The 21769-nt window shown below is 69.6% G+C and carries 19 protein-coding genes; 5 read left to right on the top strand and 14 right to left on the bottom strand.

Annotation, left to right across the window (positions count from 1 at the left end; genetic code table 11):
- The first annotated feature begins 61 nt into the window (after nt 1–61).
- On the top strand, nt 62–1798 hold the full coding sequence (locus E4J16_RS03885) for a phospho-sugar mutase (RefSeq protein ID WP_136313311.1): 1737 nt from the start codon (nt 62–64) through the stop codon (nt 1796–1798).
- Here the strand turns inward: E4J16_RS03885 and E4J16_RS03880 are convergent.
- The 14 genes from E4J16_RS03880 to E4J16_RS03815 all read right to left on the bottom strand — a co-directional run bounded on the left by E4J16_RS03880 (nt 1764) and on the right by E4J16_RS03815 (nt 16608).
- Nucleotides 1764–2639 carry a metal ABC transporter permease gene (locus E4J16_RS03880; protein WP_136193763.1) on the bottom strand — a complete coding sequence of 292 codons (876 nt, stop codon included), beginning with the start codon at nt 2637–2639 and terminating at the stop codon, nt 1764–1766. The genes E4J16_RS03885 and E4J16_RS03880 overlap by 35 nt on opposite strands.
- Nucleotides 2636–3526: a metal ABC transporter permease gene (locus tag E4J16_RS03875; RefSeq protein WP_136193764.1), complete on the bottom strand. Its 891-nt coding sequence runs from the start codon at nt 3524–3526 to the stop codon at nt 2636–2638. Before E4J16_RS03875 ends, E4J16_RS03880 begins: the two co-directional genes overlap by 4 nt.
- Nucleotides 3523–4377 (bottom strand): metal ABC transporter ATP-binding protein, encoded by an 855-nt coding sequence (locus tag E4J16_RS03870; protein ID WP_420809322.1) that lies wholly within the window; start codon nt 4375–4377, stop codon nt 3523–3525. Before E4J16_RS03870 ends, E4J16_RS03875 begins: the two co-directional genes overlap by 4 nt.
- A complete protein-coding gene (locus E4J16_RS03865; protein ID WP_136313310.1) occupies nt 4374–5576 on the bottom strand; it encodes a metal ABC transporter substrate-binding protein in 1203 nt (400 codons plus the stop codon). The genes E4J16_RS03870 and E4J16_RS03865 overlap by 4 nt, the downstream gene beginning before the upstream one ends.
- Nucleotides 5577–5814: 238 nt before the next feature.
- A complete protein-coding gene (deoC, locus tag E4J16_RS03860; RefSeq protein WP_136313309.1) occupies nt 5815–6468 on the bottom strand; it encodes a deoxyribose-phosphate aldolase in 654 nt (217 codons plus the stop codon).
- 43 nt (nt 6469–6511) lie between these two features.
- The gene (locus E4J16_RS03855; RefSeq protein WP_240038256.1) at nt 6512–7315 is read right to left on the bottom strand and encodes a hypothetical protein; all 804 of its coding nucleotides are present in this window, start codon (nt 7313–7315) and stop codon (nt 6512–6514) included.
- Between the two features lie 7 nt (nt 7316–7322).
- Entirely contained in the window at nt 7323–8642 is a 1320-nt protein-coding gene (locus E4J16_RS03850; RefSeq protein WP_136314569.1) for a thymidine phosphorylase, read from the bottom strand.
- 44 nt (nt 8643–8686) lie between these two features.
- Nucleotides 8687–9109, bottom strand: coding sequence for a cytidine deaminase (locus tag E4J16_RS03845; RefSeq protein ID WP_136193842.1), 423 nt, complete (start codon nt 9107–9109; stop codon nt 8687–8689).
- Nucleotides 9110–9180: 71 nt separating this feature from the next.
- The gene (locus E4J16_RS03840) at nt 9181–10473 is read right to left on the bottom strand and encodes an ABC transporter permease (RefSeq protein ID WP_136313308.1); all 1293 of its coding nucleotides are present in this window, start codon (nt 10471–10473) and stop codon (nt 9181–9183) included.
- Between the two features lie 3 nt (nt 10474–10476).
- On the bottom strand, nt 10477–11787 hold the full coding sequence (locus E4J16_RS03835) for an ABC transporter permease (RefSeq protein ID WP_136313307.1): 1311 nt from the start codon (nt 11785–11787) through the stop codon (nt 10477–10479).
- Nucleotides 11784–13310, bottom strand: a complete 1527-nt coding sequence (locus tag E4J16_RS03830) for an ABC transporter ATP-binding protein (RefSeq protein WP_136193769.1) — start codon at nt 13308–13310, stop codon at nt 11784–11786. Before E4J16_RS03830 ends, E4J16_RS03835 begins: the two co-directional genes overlap by 4 nt.
- Before the next feature lie 145 nt (nt 13311–13455).
- Entirely contained in the window at nt 13456–14550 is a 1095-nt protein-coding gene (locus E4J16_RS03825) for a BMP family lipoprotein (protein WP_136193843.1), read from the bottom strand.
- Nucleotides 14551–14855: 305 nt separating this feature from the next.
- A complete protein-coding gene (locus tag E4J16_RS03820; protein WP_136193770.1) occupies nt 14856–16022 on the bottom strand; it encodes a mannose-1-phosphate guanylyltransferase in 1167 nt (388 codons plus the stop codon).
- A 4-nt stretch (nt 16023–16026) separates the two neighbouring features.
- A complete protein-coding gene (locus E4J16_RS03815; protein ID WP_136193771.1) occupies nt 16027–16608 on the bottom strand; it encodes a 2'-5' RNA ligase family protein in 582 nt (193 codons plus the stop codon).
- A gap of 170 nt (nt 16609–16778) precedes the next feature.
- Here E4J16_RS03815 and galK point away from each other — a divergent pair, with 170 nt between their 5' ends.
- The 4 genes from galK to E4J16_RS03795 all read left to right on the top strand — a co-directional run bounded on the left by galK (nt 16779) and on the right by E4J16_RS03795 (nt 21655).
- A complete protein-coding gene (galK, locus tag E4J16_RS03810; RefSeq protein ID WP_136193772.1) occupies nt 16779–18086 on the top strand; it encodes a galactokinase in 1308 nt (435 codons plus the stop codon).
- A 391-nt stretch (nt 18087–18477) separates the two neighbouring features.
- On the top strand, nt 18478–19533 hold the full coding sequence (locus tag E4J16_RS03805; protein ID WP_136193773.1) for a permuted SH3 domain-containing protein: 1056 nt from the start codon (nt 18478–18480) through the stop codon (nt 19531–19533).
- Nucleotides 19530–20327, top strand: coding sequence for an ABC transporter ATP-binding protein (locus tag E4J16_RS03800; protein WP_204519930.1), 798 nt, complete (start codon nt 19530–19532; stop codon nt 20325–20327). The genes E4J16_RS03805 and E4J16_RS03800 overlap by 4 nt, the downstream gene beginning before the upstream one ends.
- Complete coding sequence (locus E4J16_RS03795; RefSeq protein ID WP_136313306.1) at nt 20324–21655, top strand: ABC transporter permease; 1332 nt, start codon at nt 20324–20326, stop codon at nt 21653–21655. Before E4J16_RS03800 ends, E4J16_RS03795 begins: the two co-directional genes overlap by 4 nt.
- The last annotated feature ends 114 nt before the right edge of the window (nt 21656–21769 follow it).

Below are 21769 nucleotides of genomic sequence, written 5' to 3'. Positions count from 1 at the left end.
CCACCCATGACAGCGGTCACGGCCAGGTCGACCGCGGACTTCTGCACGGTACGGTCACCCCATGACATATCCGCACCAGCACGCGGTCACCCAGGATCTGGACGCCGCCGTGACCGCCTGGATCACCGAGGATCCGGACCCCGAAACCCGTAGGGAACTGAGCGATCTGCTCTCCGCGCACCGTGATGGCGACGACGCCGCCACGGCCGCCCTCGCCGACGCCTTCTCCGGCACCCTCCAGTTCGGTACTGCCGGGCTGCGCGGGCGCCTGGGCGGGGGTCCCAACCGCATGAATCGCGTCGTCGTCATCCGCGCCGCCGCGGGCCTGTCCGCCTACCTGCATGAGAAGCTGGGAGACGGCTTCCGCGTGGTCATCGGCTATGACGCCCGCCACGGCTCCGCCCGCTTCGCCCGCGACACCGCCGCCGTCGTCACCGGCGCCGGCGGGCATGCCATCCTCTTCGAATCCCACTGCCCGACGCCGGTTCTCGCCTTCGCCCTGCGCCGCCTGGGCGCCGACGCCGGCGTCATGGTGACAGCCTCACACAACCCGCCGCAGGACAATGGCTACAAGGTCTACCTCGGCGGCCGCGCCGTGACCGGTTCCGGGCAGGGAGCCCAGATCGTCCCGCCGCACGACGCCGGCATCGCGGCGAAGATCGCCGCCGTCGGCCCGCTCGCCTCCGTGCCCATGCCCCAGGACGGCTGGGAGACGCTCGGGGCGGACATGGTTGAGGAGTACGTGCAGCGGGCGGTCAAGGCGGCCCGCACCCGGGCCGTCGCCCCGCTGCGGATCGTGCTGACCGCCATGCACGGGGTGGGTGGCCAGATCTGCCGGGAGGCGCTGACCCGGGCGGGCTTCAACGACGTCGTGGTGGTGCCCGAGCAGTTCGACCCGGATCCGGACTTCCCCACCGTCACCTTCCCCAATCCGGAGGAGCCCGGCGCCCTGGATCTGGCCATCGCACGGGCCCGGGAGGCGGGTGCGGACCTGATCATCGCCAATGACCCCGACGCCGACCGCTGCTCCGCCGCCGTGCCGGACGAGCACGCCCGCGGCGGCTGGCGGCAGCTGACCGGCGATGAGGTCGGCGCGCTGCTGGGCGAGCAGGCCGCCGAGCTGGCCGCCTTCACCGGCACCGGCGTACTGGCGAACTCGATCGTCTCCTCCCGCCTGCTGCGCAGGATCGCCCAGGCCCACGGGCTCGCGCACCGCAATACGCTCACCGGCTTCAAGTGGATCAGCCGCGTGCCCAATCTGGTCTTCGGCTACGAGGAGGCGCTGGGCTACTGCGTGGATCCGGCCGCCGTGCGGGACAAGGACGGCATATCCGCCTCCGTGCGCCTGGCGGTGCTGGCCTCCACGCTCAAGCAGCAGGGGCGCACCCTCGACGATCTGCTGGACCGACTGGCCCGCGAGCACGGCCTGTACGCCACCAGCCCGCTGAGTGTGCGGGTGGAGGACATCAGCTTCATCACCGACGCCATGGAGCGGCTGCGCGCCGGCGGCGCGCCGGCGGCGCTGGCGGGCTCGCCGGTGGTGGACGTCTTCGACCTGATGGACGGCGCCGATGACGGCAATGGGGAGCGCCTGCCCGCCACGGACGGCCTGATCTTCAAGACCGCGGCCGACGACCGGGTGGTCGTGCGCCCCTCGGGCACCGAGCCGAAGCTCAAGTGCTACTGCGAGGTGGTCATGCCGGTGCCGGTCGACGAGCCTGTGGAGGTGGCGCGCCGCGCCGCCGCCAAGCGGCTGGAGGCCATCAAGACGGACCTACGCGGCGTCCTGGGGATCTGACGTAGGAGCCGAGCTCCGACGCCGCGTATACCAGGCCACAGGCCACGGCGATCGTTCCCCCGACCGACCATTCAAAACCTACCGCCAGCCACAGTCCCGCCAGGCAGCAAATCGCGCCCAGGGCCGCTGAGCCGATCAATAGGCCCGATGTTGATCGCGCTCGGGAACGGACCGTTGCCGCTGGCGCAGCGATCAATGCAATCGGAAGGATTGTGCCCACTGCCGGTATGAGTACGCAGATATTGAGACAGATGAGGACCAGCACCGTCCACTCCGGAAGGCGCGGATTCAATCCTGCAGCCCGGTAGGCGACGGAATCGAAGCAGTACAGCTCCAGATGACGTCCAGCCACGACGACTATGATCACCGTTACGGTCAGCACCGCTACCGTCAGCGCAACATCGGCGCGATTGACGTTGAGCACCGAGCCGGTCAGGAAGCCGTCCACCTTCAGCGGCAACGGGGCGAACCAGGTGCTAAGCAGGTACCCCAAGGCAAAGCCCACGGCCAAGACAATGCCGGCTGCGGCCTGTGAGGAGATGCCGGGAAGGTCGCTGAGCCGCCGCATCAGCCACGTCATCGGCGCGCACATGAGCAATGCCCCAAGCAGTACCGCGATAGACAGCATCTCGTACCCGACCCGCGCCCCCGTCAATGCTGTTCCGACCGCTGTCGCCGCTACCACTCCGGTCACCGCACCAGGGAACGTGGCGTGAGTTATAGACTCGGCGAAGAACACGCGCCGACTGATCACCGCCAGGGCTCCCACCAAGCCGGACAAGACCCCCATCAGGACGGTCTCCGCCAGGGGCAGAGCCAGCAGTTCCATGGAGACGTTCATCCCCGCCTCCTCCGCCACACACTGATGAACACCGCCGTCAGTAGCGCAGCCGCCATCACCATCACCACACAGGCCTGAGGGGACACCGGACGCGGCAGCGGCATGGCGGACAACAGCATTCCCAAATAGCCTCCTCCCAGACCGATACCGACGGAAATCCCCAGCATTGCAGACATGTCTTTCGCCAGTAGCCTGGCGGTGGTCCCGGGAATCGTGAGAAAGCCGATAACCAGCAGCGTTCCCACCGCCGTAGCGGCTGAGACGACCACGGCTGCAATCGCCATGTTCAGCACCAGATCGAGCGCCAACACACGTTGTCCTCCCGTGCGCGCGCCCACCGCGTCGAAGGCCCGGTACACCTGTTCCTTCCAAGTGCCACCCACTAGCAGCAGGGCGACTCCGCATACCACCAGCGCCTGCGCCAGGCGCAAATCCGTGACCTCCAAGAGCCTACCGAAGGTGAGCGCCTCCAGTTGACCAGATCTGTCACCGGTGCGCAGCAACAGGATCAGACCCACCGAGAAGAATCCGGTGAGCACTACAGCGGTGCCCGCCTCGGACGCGTCCCGCCTGCTGCGGTGACTGATCAGGGTCAGTATTCCCGCGGCCACAGCCCCGGCGGCGCACGCCGCCGGGATGACCGCATCGATTCCCCCACTTATCGCGCCGATCACGATCCCGGGAAATACGGCGTGGACTAGCGCCTCGGCGTGGAACTCGGCCGAACGCAGGTTCACCAGTACCCCCACGGCCGCACCTACAATTGCAAGCGCCACCAGCATTACCAGCGGCCTGAACAGGTATGGTGCGCTCGCCAGTGAACTGAGGCCCGGAACACCGATCAGAAGCAAGCGCAGCGATTCCAATCCCTGGGAGAAGACGTTCACTGTTCGACTCCCGACGGGACCCGCTGGGCAGCGGCGATGCCGCACCCCCGCCCGCCCGCGGCCGCCCCGGATGTGAGCACCGTGTTTGCAGCCGCCGCACCATAGGCCTCGTCAATATAGCCGGGTACAAGCACCTCTTCACGGGGGCCGAAGGCGATCTGGCGGCCGGCCAGCAGCACCACCTGTTCACAGACCTCACGTGCAAGCACCAGATCATGCGTGGAGACGATGACCGCGACGCCGGCGGCCTTCAGATCGGCCAGGATCCGCAGCAGCGCATCACGGTTGGGCTGGTCCAGGCCATTGAAGGGCTCATCCAGCAGCACGATCTCAGGACGCGAGGCAATGGCCCGCGCCAGCAGTACGCGCTGCTGCTGTCCTCCAGATAGGGTGCCGAAGCGCCGGTCGGCCGCCGCGGCCAGGCCGACGGCGTCTAATGCCTGCCGGCAGCGTGAGCGTTGTTCCCTCCCCGGGCGACGCAGCAGCCCCAGCTCGGGATAGGTTCCCATGAGCACCACCGAGAGTGCGGTTACCGGAAATGTCGGATCCAGATCGCTGCTCTGAGGGACGTAGGCGATCGCACCGGGGCGTGCACGACCGGGTGCTGCGCCCAGCACCCTTACGCTGCCGGCGACGATGTCAACCATGCCGACCAGGGAGCGCAGCAGCGTCGTCTTGCCCGAGCCATTGGGGCCCACCAGAGCCAGTCCCCTACCGAGTTCAACCGAGCCGGTCACTCCGGTGACTACAGGAACACCTCCGTATGCGAAGGCCGCGTCCGCGAACTCGATCGCCGCCCCCGCGGCCGATTCTTGGGAGCTTCGCCCTCTACCGATGACGCTGGTACTCACGGCTGCACTGTTTGGGTAGGGGTCCAGGCACTTAACTGCTCGGGGATTGGAGCAACCTCGCCTCCCCACACGGTGGTCAGGTTGGTGACATTGTGCAGCAGCGATCCGATGTAGGTCTCACCGTCCGAGCCGGGCTCTCCCAGGGAGTCACCGTACAGGGCTTCGTCACCGATCACCGCGGTGACACCGGCCAGCTGGGCGACCTTCTCCACGGACCGGGGATTGTTGGAGTTCTCCGCGAAGATCGCGACGGCGCCGGAGGCCTTCACCGCGTCGGCAGTATCCTGGATCTTCTGGGCCGTAGCGTCCTGTTGGGCATTGAAGTCGCTCAGCGCCGCGCCTTCAAAACGGATGCCATAGGCACCGGAGAGGTATCCGAAGGCGTCATGGCTGGTGAACAGCACACGCTTGTCCTGGGGCACCGACTCCAGCGAGTTCGCCGCCCATTCGTCGAGCTCGCGGAGTCGGTCGGTGTAGGCCCGCACGTGTGCGCCCAGGGTCTGCGCCGAGTCCGGATCCGCGGAGGTCAGGGCATTGCCTATATTCGTCACCTGGACGACGGCGTTGGCGGGCGCGGTCCACACGTGCGGGTCGTAGCGGAACTCGACCTCCTCCCCGTCTTCGGGCGCGAAGGGCCAGGGCAGCACGTCGACAGCCTCCACGCCCCGATCGATCTTGTAGGGGAGTTCAGCCTCCTGCTCCTGCCTGACAGCTGCTGCATCTGCGTCACCGTCCACCTCTTGCGCGGTGAGTACGCCGGAGGTCACCACCATCGTGCCCTTGAACCCGCTGGCGGTCACCGCGTCGTCGAGGAAGTGCTCGAGGTCTACGCCGTTGACCAAGAACAGGTCGGCCTCGCTCAGAGCGCGCGACTGGCTGGCGGTCATCTCGTGATCGTGTGCGGATGCGTTCGGTGCCAGCAGGCAAGTGAGGGCGAGATGCGCCTTGGCGTCGGCCGCCTCCGCGCCGAGCTCTGTGGTGACGCCATCAGCACCTGTGCGCGTGAATGCCAGGTCCTGTCCGCCCGAGGCCAACTGGGTGACATAGTCACAGATCTGAGTGGTGGAGGCGACGACCTTGAGAGCGTCGTCGTTCGCGCTCGTGGCCTTCTGCGCTGAGCAGGCGACCAAAGGGGCTGCGACCATCGCGGCGGCGACCGCAAAAGCAGCGGGACGTCGCGAAGTGAAAACAGTTCTCATAGGCCGGATCATAATTTCGGGTACCCGAAATCTTCAAGTCGCGCTGCGCTCCGAACGGGATGATCCCGGCCTCCCGGGAGACGCCAAAAACCAAAGGCGCGGGATCCCGGGCATCTGAGCGCCGCCCCACCCGCCACCCCTCTTCGTCGAGGTCGGTCGAAGTAACCATCGAGATCGGTTACTTCGACCGACCTCGACGGTAACAACGACCGCCCTCGATGGGGATGGGGAGCGTGCGTCAGGCGGGCAGACCCTCGAGGATGGCGACGGTGGCGGACACGCCCAGCCGGGAGGCGCCGGCTTCGATCATGGCCAGCGCGGTGGCGGCGTCACGGATACCCCCGGAGGCCTTCACGCCCAGGCGATCCCCCACGGTGGCACGCATGAGCTCCACGGCGTGCACCGAGGCGCCGCCGGCGGGGTGAAACCCGGTGGAGGTCTTCACATAGTCGGCTCCGGCGGCCTCGGCGGCCCGGCAGACGGCGACGATCTCGTCGTCGGTCAGGGCCGCGGACTCGATGATGACCTTCAGCAGCCTGTCCCCCACGGCCTCCTTGACGGCGCGAATGTCCGCCTCGACGCCCTCATAGTCGTGCTCCTTAACGAGCTTGAGGTTCACGACCATGTCGACCTCATCCGCGCCCTTGGCCACGGAGTCGGCGGCCTCGGCGGCCTTGACAGAGCTGGCGTGCGCCCCGGAGGGGAATCCGCACACCGTGGCCACGCGCAGCCCGGCGGGCGCCTGGACCGGCAGCTGGTTGGGGGACACGCACACCGAGTAGGTGCCCAGCTCAGCCCCCTGAGCGATCAGCGCGGCCACCTGCTCCCCGGTGGCCTCGGGCTTGAGCAGAGTGTGGTCGATAACGGCGGCTACTTCCGCACGAGCGGGCATGGCATTCCTCTCACTAGTTGATCTGAATTCGCTGTAGGTCTATTCAACGGGTGCTGCCCGCCGTGAGCGGCGGAGCGATGACGGCGAGCACGCGGGGCCAGTAGCCCAGCTCGCGGGGTCCCGGCCCGCTCTTCACACGGGCGGCGAGCAGATCCAGGGCGCGCACGGCGCCGCTGGAGGGGTCATAGATGTGGGCGTGCCCGGGGCCGGGATCCTTCAACCCGGCACCCCGCCAGGGCAGGGCCAGCACGTAATGCCGCGGGATCGCGGGGGCGGCAGCTGCCACGCGGCTCAGCGCACGCCATGCGCGCCCGACGTCATTACGCGGTATCACCAGTGGGCCGCCGGTGAGCAGGACCGCTGGTACCCCGTCCTCCAACCGCGCTCGCAGCTCCCCGACGACGGCCGGCCAGTCCCCTGCGTGGTCATCCACCCAGTTCACGGTACAGGCGCCGACGCCGCACCCCAGCTGCCGGAGCAGGCGGGTCAGCTCGGCGGACACGGCCCAGGGCGTGGATCCCAGGCGCCGGGTCCAGGGCAGCGGGCCGAGTGGCCCGCGTGCATGCCGGTTCATGGCGCGCTGCAAGCCCCTCTGAGCCGCTGCGAGTGAGTCCTGAAGCATTCGGCCGGCACGGGCGGAGGAGGCCTGCCCTGGCAGCGCCGCGGCGGTGCCGGGCTCGGTCAGCAGGAGTCGAGCGGCCAGGAGCGCGGTTGCCCCACAGGTGGTGCCGTCGCACTGAGTGAGCGTGACGGCGTCGCCCGCCTGGGTGAAGCCGCCGACGCGCAGACGGCCGTTCGCCACCCGTACCCCGGGAACCGGGACTGTCGGTGGGAGAGCAGCAGCCACGACGGGCTCAGACGATCCGGTCCAGCACGACGCCGCTGCGGCGTCGTGCGATGGCGTCCCGCGACTCCGGGGCGTCGGCGGGGCAGATCGTGATCGCGCCGTCCAGGGCGGCGCGGGCGCGGCCGAAGCGCTCCGGGGTGGCGGTGTGCAGGGTGAGCAGCGGCTGCCCGGCGCGCACGCTGTCGCCCGGCTTGGCGTGCATCTCCACTCCTGCGACTGCCTGCACGGGGTCTTCCTTGCGGGCGCGGCCGGCCCCCAGGCGCCAGGCGGCCACGCCCACACCGAGCGCGTCCAGGCGGGTCAAGACGCCGTCCTCGCCGGCCGTCACCACCTCCGTCTCCGGCGCCCGCGGCAGGCACGCATCGGGGTCGCCGTCCTGGCGGCGAATCATCTCGCGCCACACGTCCATGGCGCGCCCGTCCCCGAGCGCGGCGCGCAGCTCCGACTCATCCACCGGCCGCCCGGCGGCGTCGAGCATCTCCCGGGCAAGCGCCACGGTCAGGTCGACGACGTCGGCGGGGCCACCGCCCGCAAGCACCTCTACGGCCTCACGCACCTCCAGGGCATTGCCCGCAGTGCACCCCAGCGGGGTCGACATGTCGGTGAGCAGGGCGCGAGTGGTCACGCCGGCGTCGGTGCCGAGCGCCACCATCGTCTGGGCGAGCTCGCGCGCCTGAGCCGCCTCCTTCATGAAGGCTCCGGAGCCGACCTTGACGTCCAGCACCAGTGCGCCGGTGCCCTCGGCGATCTTCTTGCTCATGATGGAGGAGGCGATCAGGGGCACACAGGAGACGGTGGCGGTGGTGTCGCGCAGTGCGTACAGCTTCTTGTCGGCCGGGGCCAGTCCACTGCCGGCGGCACAGATGACGGCGCCGGGGCCGTCGACGGACAGCATGTCCAGGATCTCTGCGTTGGTCAGCGCGGCCCGCCAGCCGGGAATCGACTCGAGCTTGTCCAGGGTGCCGCCGGTGTGGCCCAGGCCGCGGCCGGACAGTTGCGGGACACTGACGCCGAAGACGGCCACGAGCGGTGCCAGGGGCAGGGTGATCTTGTCACCCACCCCGCCGGTTGAGTGCTTGTCCGCGGTGGGCCGGTCCAGGGAGGAGAAGTCCATGCGCTCCCCGGAGCGGATCATGGCGTCGGTCCAGCGGGCGATCTCACCCCGGTCCATGCCGTTGAGGTAGATCGCCATCGCCAGTGCGCTCATCTGCTCGTCGGCGACCGCCCCACGGGTGTAGGCGTCCACCACCCAGTCGATCTGGGCGTCGGTCAGCCGGCTCCCGTCCCGCTTGGCGGCGATCACGTCGACGGCGTCGAAGGGCTCCACCCCAGAAGCCGCTGCAGGGTTGGGGGGCAGTTCAGCGGATGCGGTCACGGGCGGCCTCCTTCAGGAGCTGGTGCGGGTCCACCGGTGACCCGGGCGATATCGGCTTGTGTGAAGCGGTCAGGCAGCACCTGGTCGATGGTCATGACGCCCGACGGCATGGCCAGCAGCATGTCCGGGTGGGCGTGCTCGGACAGCACCTGCCGGCAACGCCCGCACGGGGAGCAGGGCTGCCCGTCGCCGTCGACGCACGCGAAGGCGACCAGGCGTCCGCCGCCGGTGCGCACGAGTTCGGACACCAGCCCGCACTCGGCGCACAGCGCGACGCCGTAGCCGGCGTTCTCCACGTTGCAGCCGGACACGAGGCGGCCGTCGTCGACCAGGGCGGCCGCCCCCACCCGGAAGTGGGAGTAGGGCGCGTAGGCGCGCCGCATGGCCTCAGTGGCCAGCTCCCGCAGCCGCGCCCACATGTGCGCGTCGACGGCGGGCGCGGCGCCGGAGACGGCCCGGGCCGGCCCGGCCGCGTAGTTGTCGGTGCCGATCACGGGTACGGGACCCCCTCGGCGGCGGGGGCGCGCACGCGACCGACGAAGCCGGCCACGGCGAAGACGGTCACGATGTAGGGGATCATCAAGATGATGTTCGCCGGAATCGGGGAGCCGATGACGGACAGCGTCTGCCCCACCGCAGAGGCGAAGCCGAACAGGAGCGCGGCGTAAAGGGTGCCGATGGGGTTCCAGGCGCCCAGGATCATGGCCGCCAGGGCGATGTAGCCGTTGCCGGATGACATGTCCTTGGTGAAGGCCAGTCCGGAGCCGATGGTGAAGAAGGCGCCACCCAGGCCCGCCAGCGCACCGCCCAGCATCAGGTTGTTCACGCGGGTACGCATGACGTTGATGCCGACGGTGTCCGCGGCCCGCGGGTGCTCACCACAGGCGCGCATGCGCAGACCCCAGCGGGAGCGGAACAGCATGAAGGACAGCACCGCGACGGCCGCGTACATCAGGTACACCAGGATCGTCTGCCGGAACAGCACCGGGCCGATGACCGGAATCTGCGAGAGCACCGGGATGGGAATGGTGGGCAGGCGCATGGAGGCGTTCAGCCGCGTCGGGTTGTCGCTGAGGACGGTGGAGAACAGGAAGCTGGTCAGGCCGGAGACGAACACGTTCAGCACCACGCCGACGACGATCTGGTTGACCCGGTACTTCAGACCGAACAGCGCCAGCAACAGCGCCACCAGGATGCCGGCGAAGGGCGCGGCGATCATGCCGGCCCAGGCGGAGCCGGTGATCGAGGCGACCACCGCACCGAGGAAGGCGCCGCCGAGCAGCTGCCCCTCGATGGCGATGTTGATGGTTCCCGAGCGCTCCCCCACCACGCCGGCCAGCCCCCCGAAGACGAGCGGCACGGACAGCGCGAGCGTGGAGGACAGGATTGTCACCAGCGGGATGACGGTGGAGCGTCCGGCACCGGCCCAGGTGAGGAAGGCGATGATGAAGGTGGCGCCGAGCAGTAGGCCCGCCCAGGTGCCGATCTTCATGCGCGTGACCGCACGAGTCCACAGGTACGCGGTCACGGCCACGGCAACCAGCACCATGACGGCGATCACCGGGCGAGCGCCGAGGGTGATCACGGGGATCTTCAGGAAGTCGGCCTTCGTCGCCAGCTGGAAGCGGGTGTCGCCGTGGCTGACCACCCCCATGAGTATTTCCAGCAGGGCGACGACCATGCCGGTAATCGGGAGCTTGAGCGCGATCGGCTCGCGGACGACCACGGGCATGTCCTGCGGGGCAGCGTCGCTGCTCGGTGCGACTGTCTGGGAGGAAGTCATGGGTCAGGCCTCCTTGTTGCCTGCGGCTGCGTTGACGGCGACGGCCGTTGCCTTGGCGACGCCGTCGCGGCGCCGCCGCCAGGAGCCGGGCGCGGGCAGGTGGTAGATGGCGCGCACCAGCGGTGGGGCCGCAATGAATAGGACGATCATGGACTGCAGGACCAGGACGATGTCGATGGGGGTGCCGGTGGCGGCCTGCATGGTGGTGCCGCCCGCGGTGAGCGCCCCGAAGAGCAGACCCGCTAGGACCGTGCCCTGCGGCGTGGAACGGCCCAGCAGCGCCACGGTCATGGCATCGAAGCCAATGCTGCCGGCCACCGATGCGGTCAGGTAGTGCTGGGTACCCAGCACGGGGGCGGTGGCCGCCAGCCCGCACAGGGCACCGGAGACGACCATCACCAGAGCGGTTACCCGGGGCACGCTGATGCCGGCGGTCAGCGCCGCCTGGGGGTTCAGCCCGGTGGCGCGGAACTGGAAGCCGATCTCGCTGCGCTCGAGCAGCCACCACACGAACGCCGCCGCCACGAGGGCGACGATGAAGCCCAGGTGCAGGCGGAAGGGACCGCCGATCAGCTTGGGGTACTGGGCGCTGCCCAACACCGGCAGCGACTTGGGGTTGGCGTTGCCGACCCCGATGAAGGCCGCCGTGGTCAGCAGGTGGGCCAGCAGGAAGGCGGCCACCGAGTTCAGCATGATCGTGGTGATGACCTCGCTGGCGCCGGTGGTGGCACGCAGCACGCCGGGGATGGCGCCCCACAGGGCGCCGCCGATGATCGCACCGAGGACGGCCACCAACATGTGCAGCCCGCTGGGCAGGCTCCAGGCGAAGCCGACGTAGGCCCCGACGGTCGCGCCGAGGATGATCTGCCCCTGACCACCCACGTTGAACAGGCCCGCCCGGAAGGCCACCGCCATACCCAGGCCCGCCAGGATCAGCGGGGTGGCCACGGTCAGGGTCTCGGTGATGGGACGCCACATGCGCGCGGGCGAGGATGCCTGCCAGTCGAAGATGCCGCCGCGGAACAGGGCCGCGTAGGCGTCAACCAGACATGAGCCGACCGCACCGAAGAAGTCGGTGGGGCGGGCGAAGAGGTAGCCGGCGGTGTTGCGCACGTTGTCGTCGGCGATGAGGATCAGCAGCGAGCCGACAATCATGGCGGAGACGACGGCGAGTACGCCCATCAGGGCATTGGACTCGGCGATCTGCCGCAGCAGCCCGGGCCGTTCCAGCTGGCTGTCCGTGCTGGTGGCGGGAGTGCTGCCCGCCTGCTTCTCCGCCGCTGCGGCGGTGCCGTTGGGGGTGGCTTCGCTCATCGGTTCTCCTCCTGGGCGCGGGCCTGGTCGAGGGGGACGCCGGCCATCATGAGGCCCAGCACGTCGCGGGGCGTATCCGGCGGCACCATGCCGACGATCCGGCCGCGGTACATGACGGCGATGCGGTCTGACAGGGAGTAGATCTCATCCAGCTCGGAGGAGATGATCAGCACGGCGGTGTCATTGTCGCGCTCGGCGACGATGCGCTTGTGGACGAATTCGATGGAGCCGACGTCGAGTCCGCGAGTGGGCTGCGAGGCAACCAGGACCCTCAGGGGGCGTGACAGCTCGCGGGCAAGGATCGCCTTCTGCTGGTTACCGCCTGACAGCGTGGAGATGGGGTCGGCGACGTCGGTGACGCGCACGTCGAACTCGTCACGCAGCTTCTGCGCATGAGTGCGTACCTTGGCGGGGCTCAGGGAGGGGCCCGAGCCGAAGGCCGGATCGTCGAAGCGGTCGAGGATCATGTTCTCGGCCACGGAGAACGCGGCCACCATCCCGTCGGTGGAGCGGTCCTCGGGGACGAAGCCGAGTCCGGCACTGAGCCGCCGGTGCACTCCCAGGCCGGTGACGTCCTGCTCGCCGAAATGCACGCTACCGGCGGCTGGGGTGCGCAGTCCCAGCAGCACCTCGGCAAGCTCAGTCTGCCCGTTGCCCTGCACTCCGGCCACACCGACGATCTCGCCGGAGCGGACCTGCAGGCTGACGTCGTCGAGGAGGGTGCTGCCGCCATCGATCAGACTGATGTTCGTTAGCGCCAGGCCCACATCACCGGGCCTCGGCTCATCCTTGGCCACTGTGAGGGACACGGAGTGGCCCACCATCAGGCCGGCCAGCTCGGACTCGGAGGCGGTGGGCGCGGCGGTGCCGACGACCTTGCCGCGGCGGATGACGGTGATCGTGTCCGCGACCTCGCGCACCTCGCGCAGCTTGTGGGTGATGAACACGATGGAGGTGCCGGCGGCCTTGAGGTCACGCATGATGGCGATCAGCTCGTCGGTCTCCTGCGGGGTGAGCACGGCGGTGGGCTCGTCGAGGATGAGGACCTTGGCGTCGCGGGACAGCGCCTTGATGATCTCGACGCGCTGTTGCACGCCGACGGGCAGGTCGTCGATGTATGCGTCCGGATCGACGTCGAAGCCGAATCGCTCTGAGATCTCCCGCACCTTCGCGGCGGCGGCCTTGGCATCGATGACGCCGGCCTTGCCGACCGGCTCGTAGCCCAGGGCCACGGACTCGGCCACGGTGAACACGGGCACGAGCATGAAGTGCTGGTGGACCATGCCGATGCCGGCGGCGACGGCATCCCCGGGGCCCTTGAAGGTGACCGGCTGGCCGTCGATGAGGATCTCGCCGTCGTCAGGGTCGTACAGGCCGTACAAGACATTCATCAGCGTTGACTTGCCGGCGCCGTTCTCACCGAGGAGGGCGTGGATCTGGCCGGGTTCGACGGTGACGTCGATGTGGTCGTTGGCCACGAGGGGGCCGAAGACCTTGGTAATTCCGCGGAGCTCGAGCAACACGAGAGGCTCGCTTCCTGTGGGTTCAGGCGGTGGTTGGGGCTGAAAGTGGGCGCCGGGCGGGGTGGAGTTACCGGGCCGGGCGCCGGTGACGCCGCCACCCCGTCAAGGACGACGGCGTCACCGGATTGAATTGGCGCGGGGCCGGTCAGGACGGGTCGTAGGGCGTGGAGACGTCGAGGGTGCCGTCGATGATCTGCTGCTTGAGTACCTCGACCTGCTCCTTGACCTCTTCGGGGACGCGGTCGGACCAGTCGTGGTAGTCGGCGATGGACACGCCGTCGTTGGCGAGCGTGCCGATGAAGGGCGCGGAGGTGAAGTTGCCCTCCGAGGCCTCCTTGACGGTGTCGTATACGGCGGTGTCGATGCCCTTCATCACGGAGGTCAGCATGTACTTGCTGCCGCCGAGGGACTCGGTGGTGAGGTAGCCGTCGGCGTCGACCCAGACGATCGCATTGTTGTCGTCACCGGCGGCCTTGACCGCCGCGATGGTGCCGGAGCCGACCGGGCCGGCCACGGGCATCACGATATCGGCTCCCTGGGACAGGAAGTGCTCGGTGAACTGCTGGCCCACGGGGGTGTCGGTGAAGTTGCCCACGAAGGAGCCGGCGCCCGGGTTGTCGGGGTCCCAGCCGAGGACCTCGACGTCGGTACCGTTGTCCTCGTTGTACTTCTCCACCCCCTTGGCGAAGCCCTCCATGAAGATCTGCACGGTGGGCAGGACTCCACCCCCGTAAGTGGCGACCTTGCCGGTCTGAGTCGTGCCGGCAGCGACATAGCCGGCCAGGTAGGCGGCCTCCGCGGTGTTGAAGGTCAGCGGCTTGGCGTTGTCCAGTTCGACCACGTTGCCGTCGGCATCGGTGAAGCGGGAGTCAATGAGCGCGAAGTTGATGTCCGGGTTCTCCTGCGCGGCGGTGGTCAGGTGCTCGGCGAGCTTGAAGCCGACGCCGATGATCAGGTTGCAGTTCTGCTGGATGAGGGAGTCGACGTTGGTGGGGTAGTCGGCGTCGGACTGGGACTCGACGGCGATCGTCTTGACGCCGAGGTCGCTCTTGGCGCGGTCCAGGCCCTCCTTGCCGGACTGGTTGAAGGACTGGTCGTCGAAGCCGCCCTCGTCGGAGACCATGCAGGCGGTGAAGTCGCTCGCGGCTCCCCCAGAGGAGGAATCGGGAGCCGAGCCGCAGGCGGCGAGCGAGAGGGCGGCAACCAGGCCGAGTGTTACGGCGGGATACTTCTTCTTCACGGTCGTGTCTCCAGATGAGGTCATGGGCTTGCGCCCTTGCAAGGAGCCGGCCGGGGTGGCACCGGCTCGGGCATCCAGCATAGACGCTCGCCTGCGACCTAACGCACAATCGGCGACAGATCGCCAAATTGCGACCAGGACGTGACTCACGCCGCAGGTTGTTCCCCAGCTTGCGCGAACGCGCCGCACCGGCCTCTCCCAGCCCTCTTCTTGCACTGTCTTACAATCCTTGCAGAGGCTGGCGCCCCGCCGTCCAGCGAGGATTGCGGTCACGGCCCGGTGTCCGCGCCCCGCGTCGGCCGCTCTCACAGGAGCGCGTCCCGCCCGGCCGCCTTGAGCCGGTCGACGACGCCCTTGACGTCCTGGGCCCGCTCCGGAGTCGTCACCAGCAGCGCGTCGGGGGTATCGACCACGACGACGCCCGGCGTCCCCAGCAGCACCACCTTGCGGCCGGAGGTGGAGGCGACCAGGGCGCCGCCGGCATCCACCGCCTCCACATCCGCCTCCCCCAGGACGGCCGCACCCGCAGCCGCGCCCGCGCCGACGGCGGGGACCAGCTCGGCGAGCGTGTCGAAGCCGCCGACGTCGTCCCACCCCATGTCTCCGGGGACCGTGGCCACACCGCCGGCGGCCGCCACGGGCTCGGCGATGGCATGGTCGATGGCGATAGCCTCCAGGGCGGGCCACACCCGCGCCATCACCGAGTCGCGGTCGGGGGTGTCCCAGGCGGCGGCGATCTCGTCGATGCCTGCGGCCAGCGCGGGCCGCAGTGCCGCCAGGTGGTCCAGCAGGACGCCGGCCCGCACCACGAACATGCCGGCATTCCACCGGTAGTCGCCGGTGGCAAGGTAGGCCGCCGCGGTAGCGGCGTCCGGCTTCTCGGTGAAGCCGAGCACGCGGCGCCCGTCCGGCGCCCCGGGCACGTCCAGGGCGGCGCCGGCGTGGATGTAGCCGAAGGCGGTGGATGGTCCGGTGGCCTCAATGCCGATGGTCACCAGCCAGCCGGCCGCAGCCAGTGCGGCGGCCTGACGAACCGCATTGCGGAAGGCGGCGGCGTCGGCCACGAGGTGGTCGGCGGCGAAGGAGCCGACGATCGCCTCACGCCCGTGGCGGCGCGCGATCACGGCGGCGGCCAGGCCGATGGCGGCCATGGAGTCGCGCGGGGCCGGCTCCGCCAGCAGATTCTCCTCCGGCAGGTCAGGCAGCTGCCGGGCGACGGCGGCGACATGGGCCACACCGGTGACCACCGTCGTCGTCGCCGCCAGTGGGGCCAGGCGGGCCACGGTGCCCTGCAGCAGGCTGCGGCCGGAGCCGGTCAGGTCCAGAAGGAACTTGGGACGGCCCTTGCGGCTGAGCGGCCACAGCCTGGTACCGGCACCGCCGGCGGGAATGATCGCATGCAGGACGGGGGCGTCAGGGCCGCCCGTGGCTGTCGGGTCGGCGTTCTGGTCTGAGGTGGGCGCGGCGTTCACCGTGTCAGGCTAGCGGCTGCGCCCGCCGGGCGTGGGTGTTGGCCTCCCCCAGCACGGGGGTCATGAGCGATTCCCAGCTGCCGTCGGGCGCCAGCCGCTGCAAGTGGATGCGGTCGACGACGAAGTCGGCCGCGATGCCGCTGCCGGCGTGCTCGGCCAGGTCGAGGGCGGCGTCGTCGACCTCGTGGGCGAGGGTGACGTGCGGGTGGAAGGGGAAGCGCAGGGTGCGCCGCAGCGGCCCGTGGTCGGCACGCAGCGCCTGCTGGAGGGCGTCGATGGCCGAACCGCCCGCGGCGACGTCGAGGAACACCACCGGGCTCACCGGCCGGAAGGTGCCGACCCCGGCCACGCACAGGGTGAAGGGCGTGGCGTGGGAGGCGACCCTGGCCACGTGGGCGGTCACCGCCTCCAGGTCCGCCTTCTCCACGGCGGTTGGCGGCAGCAGGGTGATATGCGGCGGCACGGAGTTCCCGTGCGGGTCGCCCACCGCCATGCGCACGCCGCGCACGCGCGTCGCCCACGGCTCGGGCAGCACGATCGTCACGCCGAGCACGCACTGGCTGGGTGAGGGAGCAGGAACGTCCATAAGGCGCGTGTTCCTCCTGGTTCCTGTGTCTCGAAGCGCGGGCGATTAGCAGCTGCACCCTACCCCCGGCGGGGCCTCGGGGACATCCCGGACCCGCGGACCGAGCCTCCCCGCCGGACGGCTCGGCCCCGGGAGGCACTTTCAACGGATTCGTCTGGCAGAATGCTCCCATGCCGCGCACCGAGTCTCAGCCCGCCGCCGTTGTCGGATCCGAGCCCGCCTTCTCCCCCGCGCTTACCCCCGATGAGGGCGTAACCGCCGCCACCTCCCTGTTCCGCGAGGCCTTCGGGGGCGATCCCGACGGCGTGTGGTACGCGCCCGGGCGCGTGAATGTCATCGGGGAGCACACCGACTACAACGGCGGCCTGGCGCTGCCCATCGCGCTGCCGCACCGCGCCCACCTGGCGCTGCGTCGCCGCGAGGACCGCACGATCCGCCTGGTATCCCCGCAGACCCGCGAGACCATCGACGTGCTCGACCTGGACGCCATCGGACCGAAGGGCACTCCCGGGGAGGTGCGGCACTGGAACGCCTACGTGGCGGGTGTCGCCTGGGCACTGGAGCGCGATGGCCTCGGTCCGCTCAACGGCTTCGATGCCGCCCTGTACTCCTGCGTGCCCCTGGGCGGGGGCCTGTCCTCCTCCGCCGCCCTGGAGTGCGCCACCGCCGTCGCCCTGGATGACGTGTGCGCCCTGGGCCTGGCCGGGGCTGCGGACGCCCCCGACGACGCCGGCCGCGCCCGCCTGGTGACCGCCTGCATCCGTGCCGAGAACGAGATGGCGGGAGCTCCCACCGGCGGCATGGACCAATCGGCCTCCATGCGCTGCCGTGCCGGCCATGCGCTCGAGCTGGACTGCCGGGACGGGTCGGCGACGCACGTGCCCTTCGACCTGGCGGCGGCAGGGCTGACGCTGCTGGTGATCGACACCAAGGCCAAGCACTCCCTGGTTGACGGCCAGTACGGTGCCCGCCGCTCCGCATGCGAGCGCGCCGCAGAGATCCTCGGCGTCCCGCTGCTGGCGGATATCGACGCAGGCTCCCTCGACGCGGCCCTGGCGAAGCTGGAGGCCTCCGGCGCGGAGGACGCCGCCGTGCTGGTGGCGCGCACCCGCCACGTCGTCACCGAGATCGACCGCACCCGTGCCCTGGTGGCGCTGCTGCAGGACGGCGCCCCGCTGACCGGCGAGAAGCCGGCACAGGTGGGCGCGCTCATGGACGCCAGCCACGAGTCGCTGCGGGTGGACTACGAGGTCACCTGCCCCGAGCTCGATGTGGCCGTGGAGGCGGCCCGGGCAGCGGGGGCGTACGGCGCACGCATGACCGGCGGCGGCTTCGGCGGCAGCGCCATCGCGCTGGTGGACACCGCCGCCGTGGATGCGGTGGCCCGCGCCGTCGTCGACGCCTATGCGGACCGGGGCTTCGCCGCCCCCGCCTTCCTGAACGCGGTGCCCTCCGCACCGGCCGGCCGCCTGGCTTGAGGCGGTACGGGGGCACAGCCACCCGCGCGTAGGCGTCCCACGCGGCCACGGGCTCCACGCCAGGCAGGCGCTCGCGCACCACACGCGCATAGGCGTTCCCAGTTTTGTGCCGAGTCGCGTGCGGTGCGGCGGCGCACACCCACATGCGCATAGGCGTTCCCGCCCCGGCGACGGGGCGAGCATGCCGCATCCTCCTGGCGGAGGAGATCCCCCAGTCCCGAATCCGGGAGGAATCAGGGTGTTCTCCTACCTGCGGATGAGTGTGTCGGCACCCATAACGGCCTAACCTCGTGTCGTGTCTTGAAGGGCCCGGCACCCGTCGCGGCCCACCCCGTACACCCGACCGTCCCCTACTGCCCACTCGGCCACGACGGCCGACCGGAGGTGCGCCGTGAAGCGCTATGTCCTGCCCACCATAAAGATTCTGATCGCCTTGATCGTCGCGGTCGCACTGGTGAAGATCGCCTTCTTCCCCGATTCCAATGACGGCACGACGGCGGAGATCGAACCCGGCATCGACCCCGCCACTCAGACCACCATCGTGACCGCGGGGGACATCACCAACACCGTGGATGTCAAGGGGCAGGTCGTGGAGGACGCCGCCGTGGAGGCGCAGGCAACGCTCAACGGCGTCGTCGACTCCTTCGCCGTGAGCAAGGGCGCGACCGTCACGCAGGGCGAGCCGCTGCTCTACCTCAAGCTCGTCGAGCCCCAGGAGCCGACGGTGAGCACGGACGAGGAGGGCAACCCCGTCCAGACTCCCGTGGAGGACAAGGTCACCTGGTCCACCGTCTACGCCCCGACCAGCGGCGTCGTCTCCTTCAACGTCATTCAGGACCAGGAGACGAGCGTCGGCATGGTCGTCGCCACCGTCTCCCCCGGCACCTACTCCGCCAAGGGAACCATCACCGCCGACCAGCAGTACCGGCTCACCAACGCCCCCTCCTCCGCCACCCTCACCGTGGAGGGCGGGCCGGCTCCGTTCGAGTGCACGGGCCTGAAGATCGGCACTCGGGAGACCACCTCCACCACCACCTCCGAGACCGGGCAGGTCACCACCACCACCGGCGACGGCACCACCGTCGAGGTGCGCTGCCCGGTGCCCTCGGACCAGCAGGTCTTCCCGGGGCTGTCGGTGACCATCGGTATCGACGCCGGTTCCGCCACCGACACGCTGATCGTGCCCGTCACCGCCGTGGAGGGGACCGTCACCAAGGGGAACGTCTGGGTGGTCACCGACCCCGCCGATCCCGACGCCGCCGAGAAGCGGGAGGTCACCCTGGGAATCACCGACGGCGAGAACGTTCAGGTCACCGACGGCCTGGCCGAGGGGGACGAGATCCTGCTGTTCGTACCGAACAAGGACATTGCGCGCACCGGGGAGCCGAACACCTGTGAGCCGGACGGCTCCGCCTGCTACGACGAGAACGGCGAGGAGATCCTGTGACTCCCCTGCTGAGTATGCGGGGCATCGCCCGCACCTTCGAGGTGCCCGACTCCCCACCCCTGCACATCCTCACCGACGTGAACCTGGATGTTGAGCCCGGCGAGCACGTGGCCGTGGTGGGCCGCTCCGGCACCGGCAAGTCGACGCTGCTGAACCTGATCGGACTGATCGACCAGCCCACCGCCGGCACCTACAGTGTGGACGGGCGGGACACCCGCCGCCTGGGTGAGGCACGCCGCGCCCATCTGCGCGGGCGGACCTTCAGCTACGTCTTCCAGTCATTCAACCTCATCGCAGGCCTGTCCACCACGGAGAATGTGGCGGCACCGCTCCTGTATGACACGGGTACCGCCTTCTGGATGCGCACCCGCCGCGCGGAGGAGCTGCTGACCTCGGTCGGCCTGGAGGAGAAGATCGGGGCGCCCATAGGCAACCTGTCCGGAGGTGAGCAGCAGCGCGTCGCCATTGCCCGCGCCCTGGCCCGCCGTCCCCGAGTGATTCTGGCCGACGAGCCCACCGGGGCGCTCGACGTCGACACCGGCGCACTGGTAATGGAACTGCTTGAGCGCCAGTGCCATGAGACCGGCGCCGCGCTGGTGGTCATCACCCACGACTTGGCGGTGGCAGGACGCGCACACACCCAGTACCGGCTGGACCACGGCGTACTCACCCCGATCACGGTGCGCCACGAGCGCACGGGGGGTCTGGATGAGTTCACCGAGGTCATCGCCGGCGACGCCCAGGCACCAGGGCCGCAGGAGCCGCGCACCGTGCAGGAGGAGGCAGCATCATGACAGGCTTCTTCACCGGATTCTTCGGGGCCCTGGTGGAGGCCTGGGCCCAGCTTCGCATCGGCAAGCTGCGGGTCATGCTCTCCCTGGTGGGGGTCGGGGCGGCGGTGGCCGCCATGACCTTCGTAATCGCCCTGGGGCAGGTGACCAGCGCAATCATCGACCAGGAGATCGCCAGTTACGCCGGTCGCCCCGGCACGGTACGGATCGAGGTGACGCCCACCGGCCGCGGTGTGAGCGGCGACTTCAACACCGGCTCAGACGAGGTCGGCGTCGCAGAGTCTGCTGAGGAGGGTGGCGCCGAATCGCGCACCAACACCACCACTCTCATCACCGAGGCGCAGCTGCGGCTGGTGGAGCGCTACAGCGCCAGTAGCTGGGCCACCAGATACTCCCAGCAGATGCGCGTGGCCTTCCCGGGCGGCTCCCGCAGCGTCGACACCACCGCAGTCAGCCTCGGCTACGCCACGCTCCACCACACCGCCGTGGCGCAGGGCCGCTGGTTCTCCGCCGACGACGAGGACGACCTGTCCCCCTCGCTGGTCGTCTCCCAGGGGTTCCTGGAGCAGCTGGGCTACACCACCCTGGACGGCCCGCTGACGGTGCGCGTCCACTCACCCGCGCAAACCACCTTCACCATCGTTGGCGTGCTCAAGCCCGATGACCTGACCTGGTGCGCGGGTAACCCGGACTCGTACGAATACTGCACCCAATCGGTCAGCGCCTACGTGCTGGCCAGGCCGTATGAGCAGTGGCTGAGCCAGGAGGATCGCGCCTCACTGCCCGCACCGACGCTGGAGATCTGGGCCGGTGAGGACCAGGAGCAGCAGGTGATCAGCCTGGCGAAGCACGACCTGGACGCCCAGTTCGGGGCGGGGTCCACCAACGCCGTCTCCAACACCGGCGAAATGCAGGGCCTGGACACCGGCGGCTTCACGACCACCGTAACTGTTGCGGGCGTGTTCGTCATGATCCTGGGGGCACTCAGCCTGATCAACATCTCCATGGTGACGGTCAAGCAGCGCATCCATGAGATCGGCGTGCGCCGATCCTTCGGGGCGACCAGCCGCAGGATCTTCTTCTCCATCATGCTGGAGTCGGTGGTGGCTACGGTGGTGGCCGGCATCATTGGGATCGGCATTGCCATCGTCGGCATGCGTGTGGCACCGCTGGAGACGCTGCTGGGGGTGGCGGTGGAGACCCGTCCGCCGTTCCCCATGTCGGCCGCCCTGATCGGGCTTGTCGCCGCGACCGTGGTGGGGGCGCTGTCCGGCATCATCCCGGCACTGGTGGCGGTGCGCATCAAGCCGATCGACGCGATCCGCTACTGAGCGCGGCGTCCAGCCGCACCAGGCCTGCCGGGCCGCGTACCTCCCACCGGCTGCCTGTAAGTTGCACGACCCCGGGGTGTGTTCCACGACCACCCCGGGGTCGTGCGGTGCGCC

It is taken from the genome of Actinomyces procaprae (genome assembly GCF_004798665.1).
Classification (GTDB): Bacteria; Actinomycetota; Actinomycetes; order Actinomycetales; family Actinomycetaceae; genus Actinomyces; species Actinomyces procaprae.
The sequence above is the reverse complement of the archived record's forward strand: the minus strand, read 5'-3'. Positions and strand labels throughout refer to the sequence as shown.

What these genes read in the sequence shown, in the direction of transcription:
- E4J16_RS03885 (WP_136313311.1), top strand. Translation starts at nt 62, where the DNA reads ATGACATATCCGCACCAGCACGCGGTCACCCAGGATCTGGACGCCGCC.
- E4J16_RS03880 (WP_136193763.1), bottom strand. Translation starts at nt 2,639, where the DNA reads ATGAACGTCTCCATGGAACTGCTGGCTCTGCCCCTGGCGGAGACCGTC.
- E4J16_RS03865 (WP_136313310.1), bottom strand. Translation starts at nt 5,576, where the DNA reads ATGAGAACTGTTTTCACTTCGCGACGTCCCGCTGCTTTTGCGGTCGCC.
- deoC (WP_136313309.1), bottom strand. Translation starts at nt 6,468, where the DNA reads ATGCCCGCTCGTGCGGAAGTAGCCGCCGTTATCGACCACACTCTGCTC.
- E4J16_RS03845 (WP_136193842.1), bottom strand. Translation starts at nt 9,109, where the DNA reads ATGTGGGCGCGGCTGCGGGAGCTGGCCACTGAGGCCATGCGGCGCGCC.
- E4J16_RS03840 (WP_136313308.1), bottom strand. Translation starts at nt 10,473, where the DNA reads ATGACTTCCTCCCAGACAGTCGCACCGAGCAGCGACGCTGCCCCGCAG.
- E4J16_RS03835 (WP_136313307.1), bottom strand. Translation starts at nt 11,787, where the DNA reads ATGAGCGAAGCCACCCCCAACGGCACCGCCGCAGCGGCGGAGAAGCAG.
- E4J16_RS03815 (WP_136193771.1), bottom strand. Translation starts at nt 16,608, where the DNA reads ATGGACGTTCCTGCTCCCTCACCCAGCCAGTGCGTGCTCGGCGTGACG.
- galK (WP_136193772.1), top strand. Translation starts at nt 16,779, where the DNA reads ATGCCGCGCACCGAGTCTCAGCCCGCCGCCGTTGTCGGATCCGAGCCC.
- E4J16_RS03795 (WP_136313306.1), top strand. Translation starts at nt 20,324, where the DNA reads ATGACAGGCTTCTTCACCGGATTCTTCGGGGCCCTGGTGGAGGCCTGG.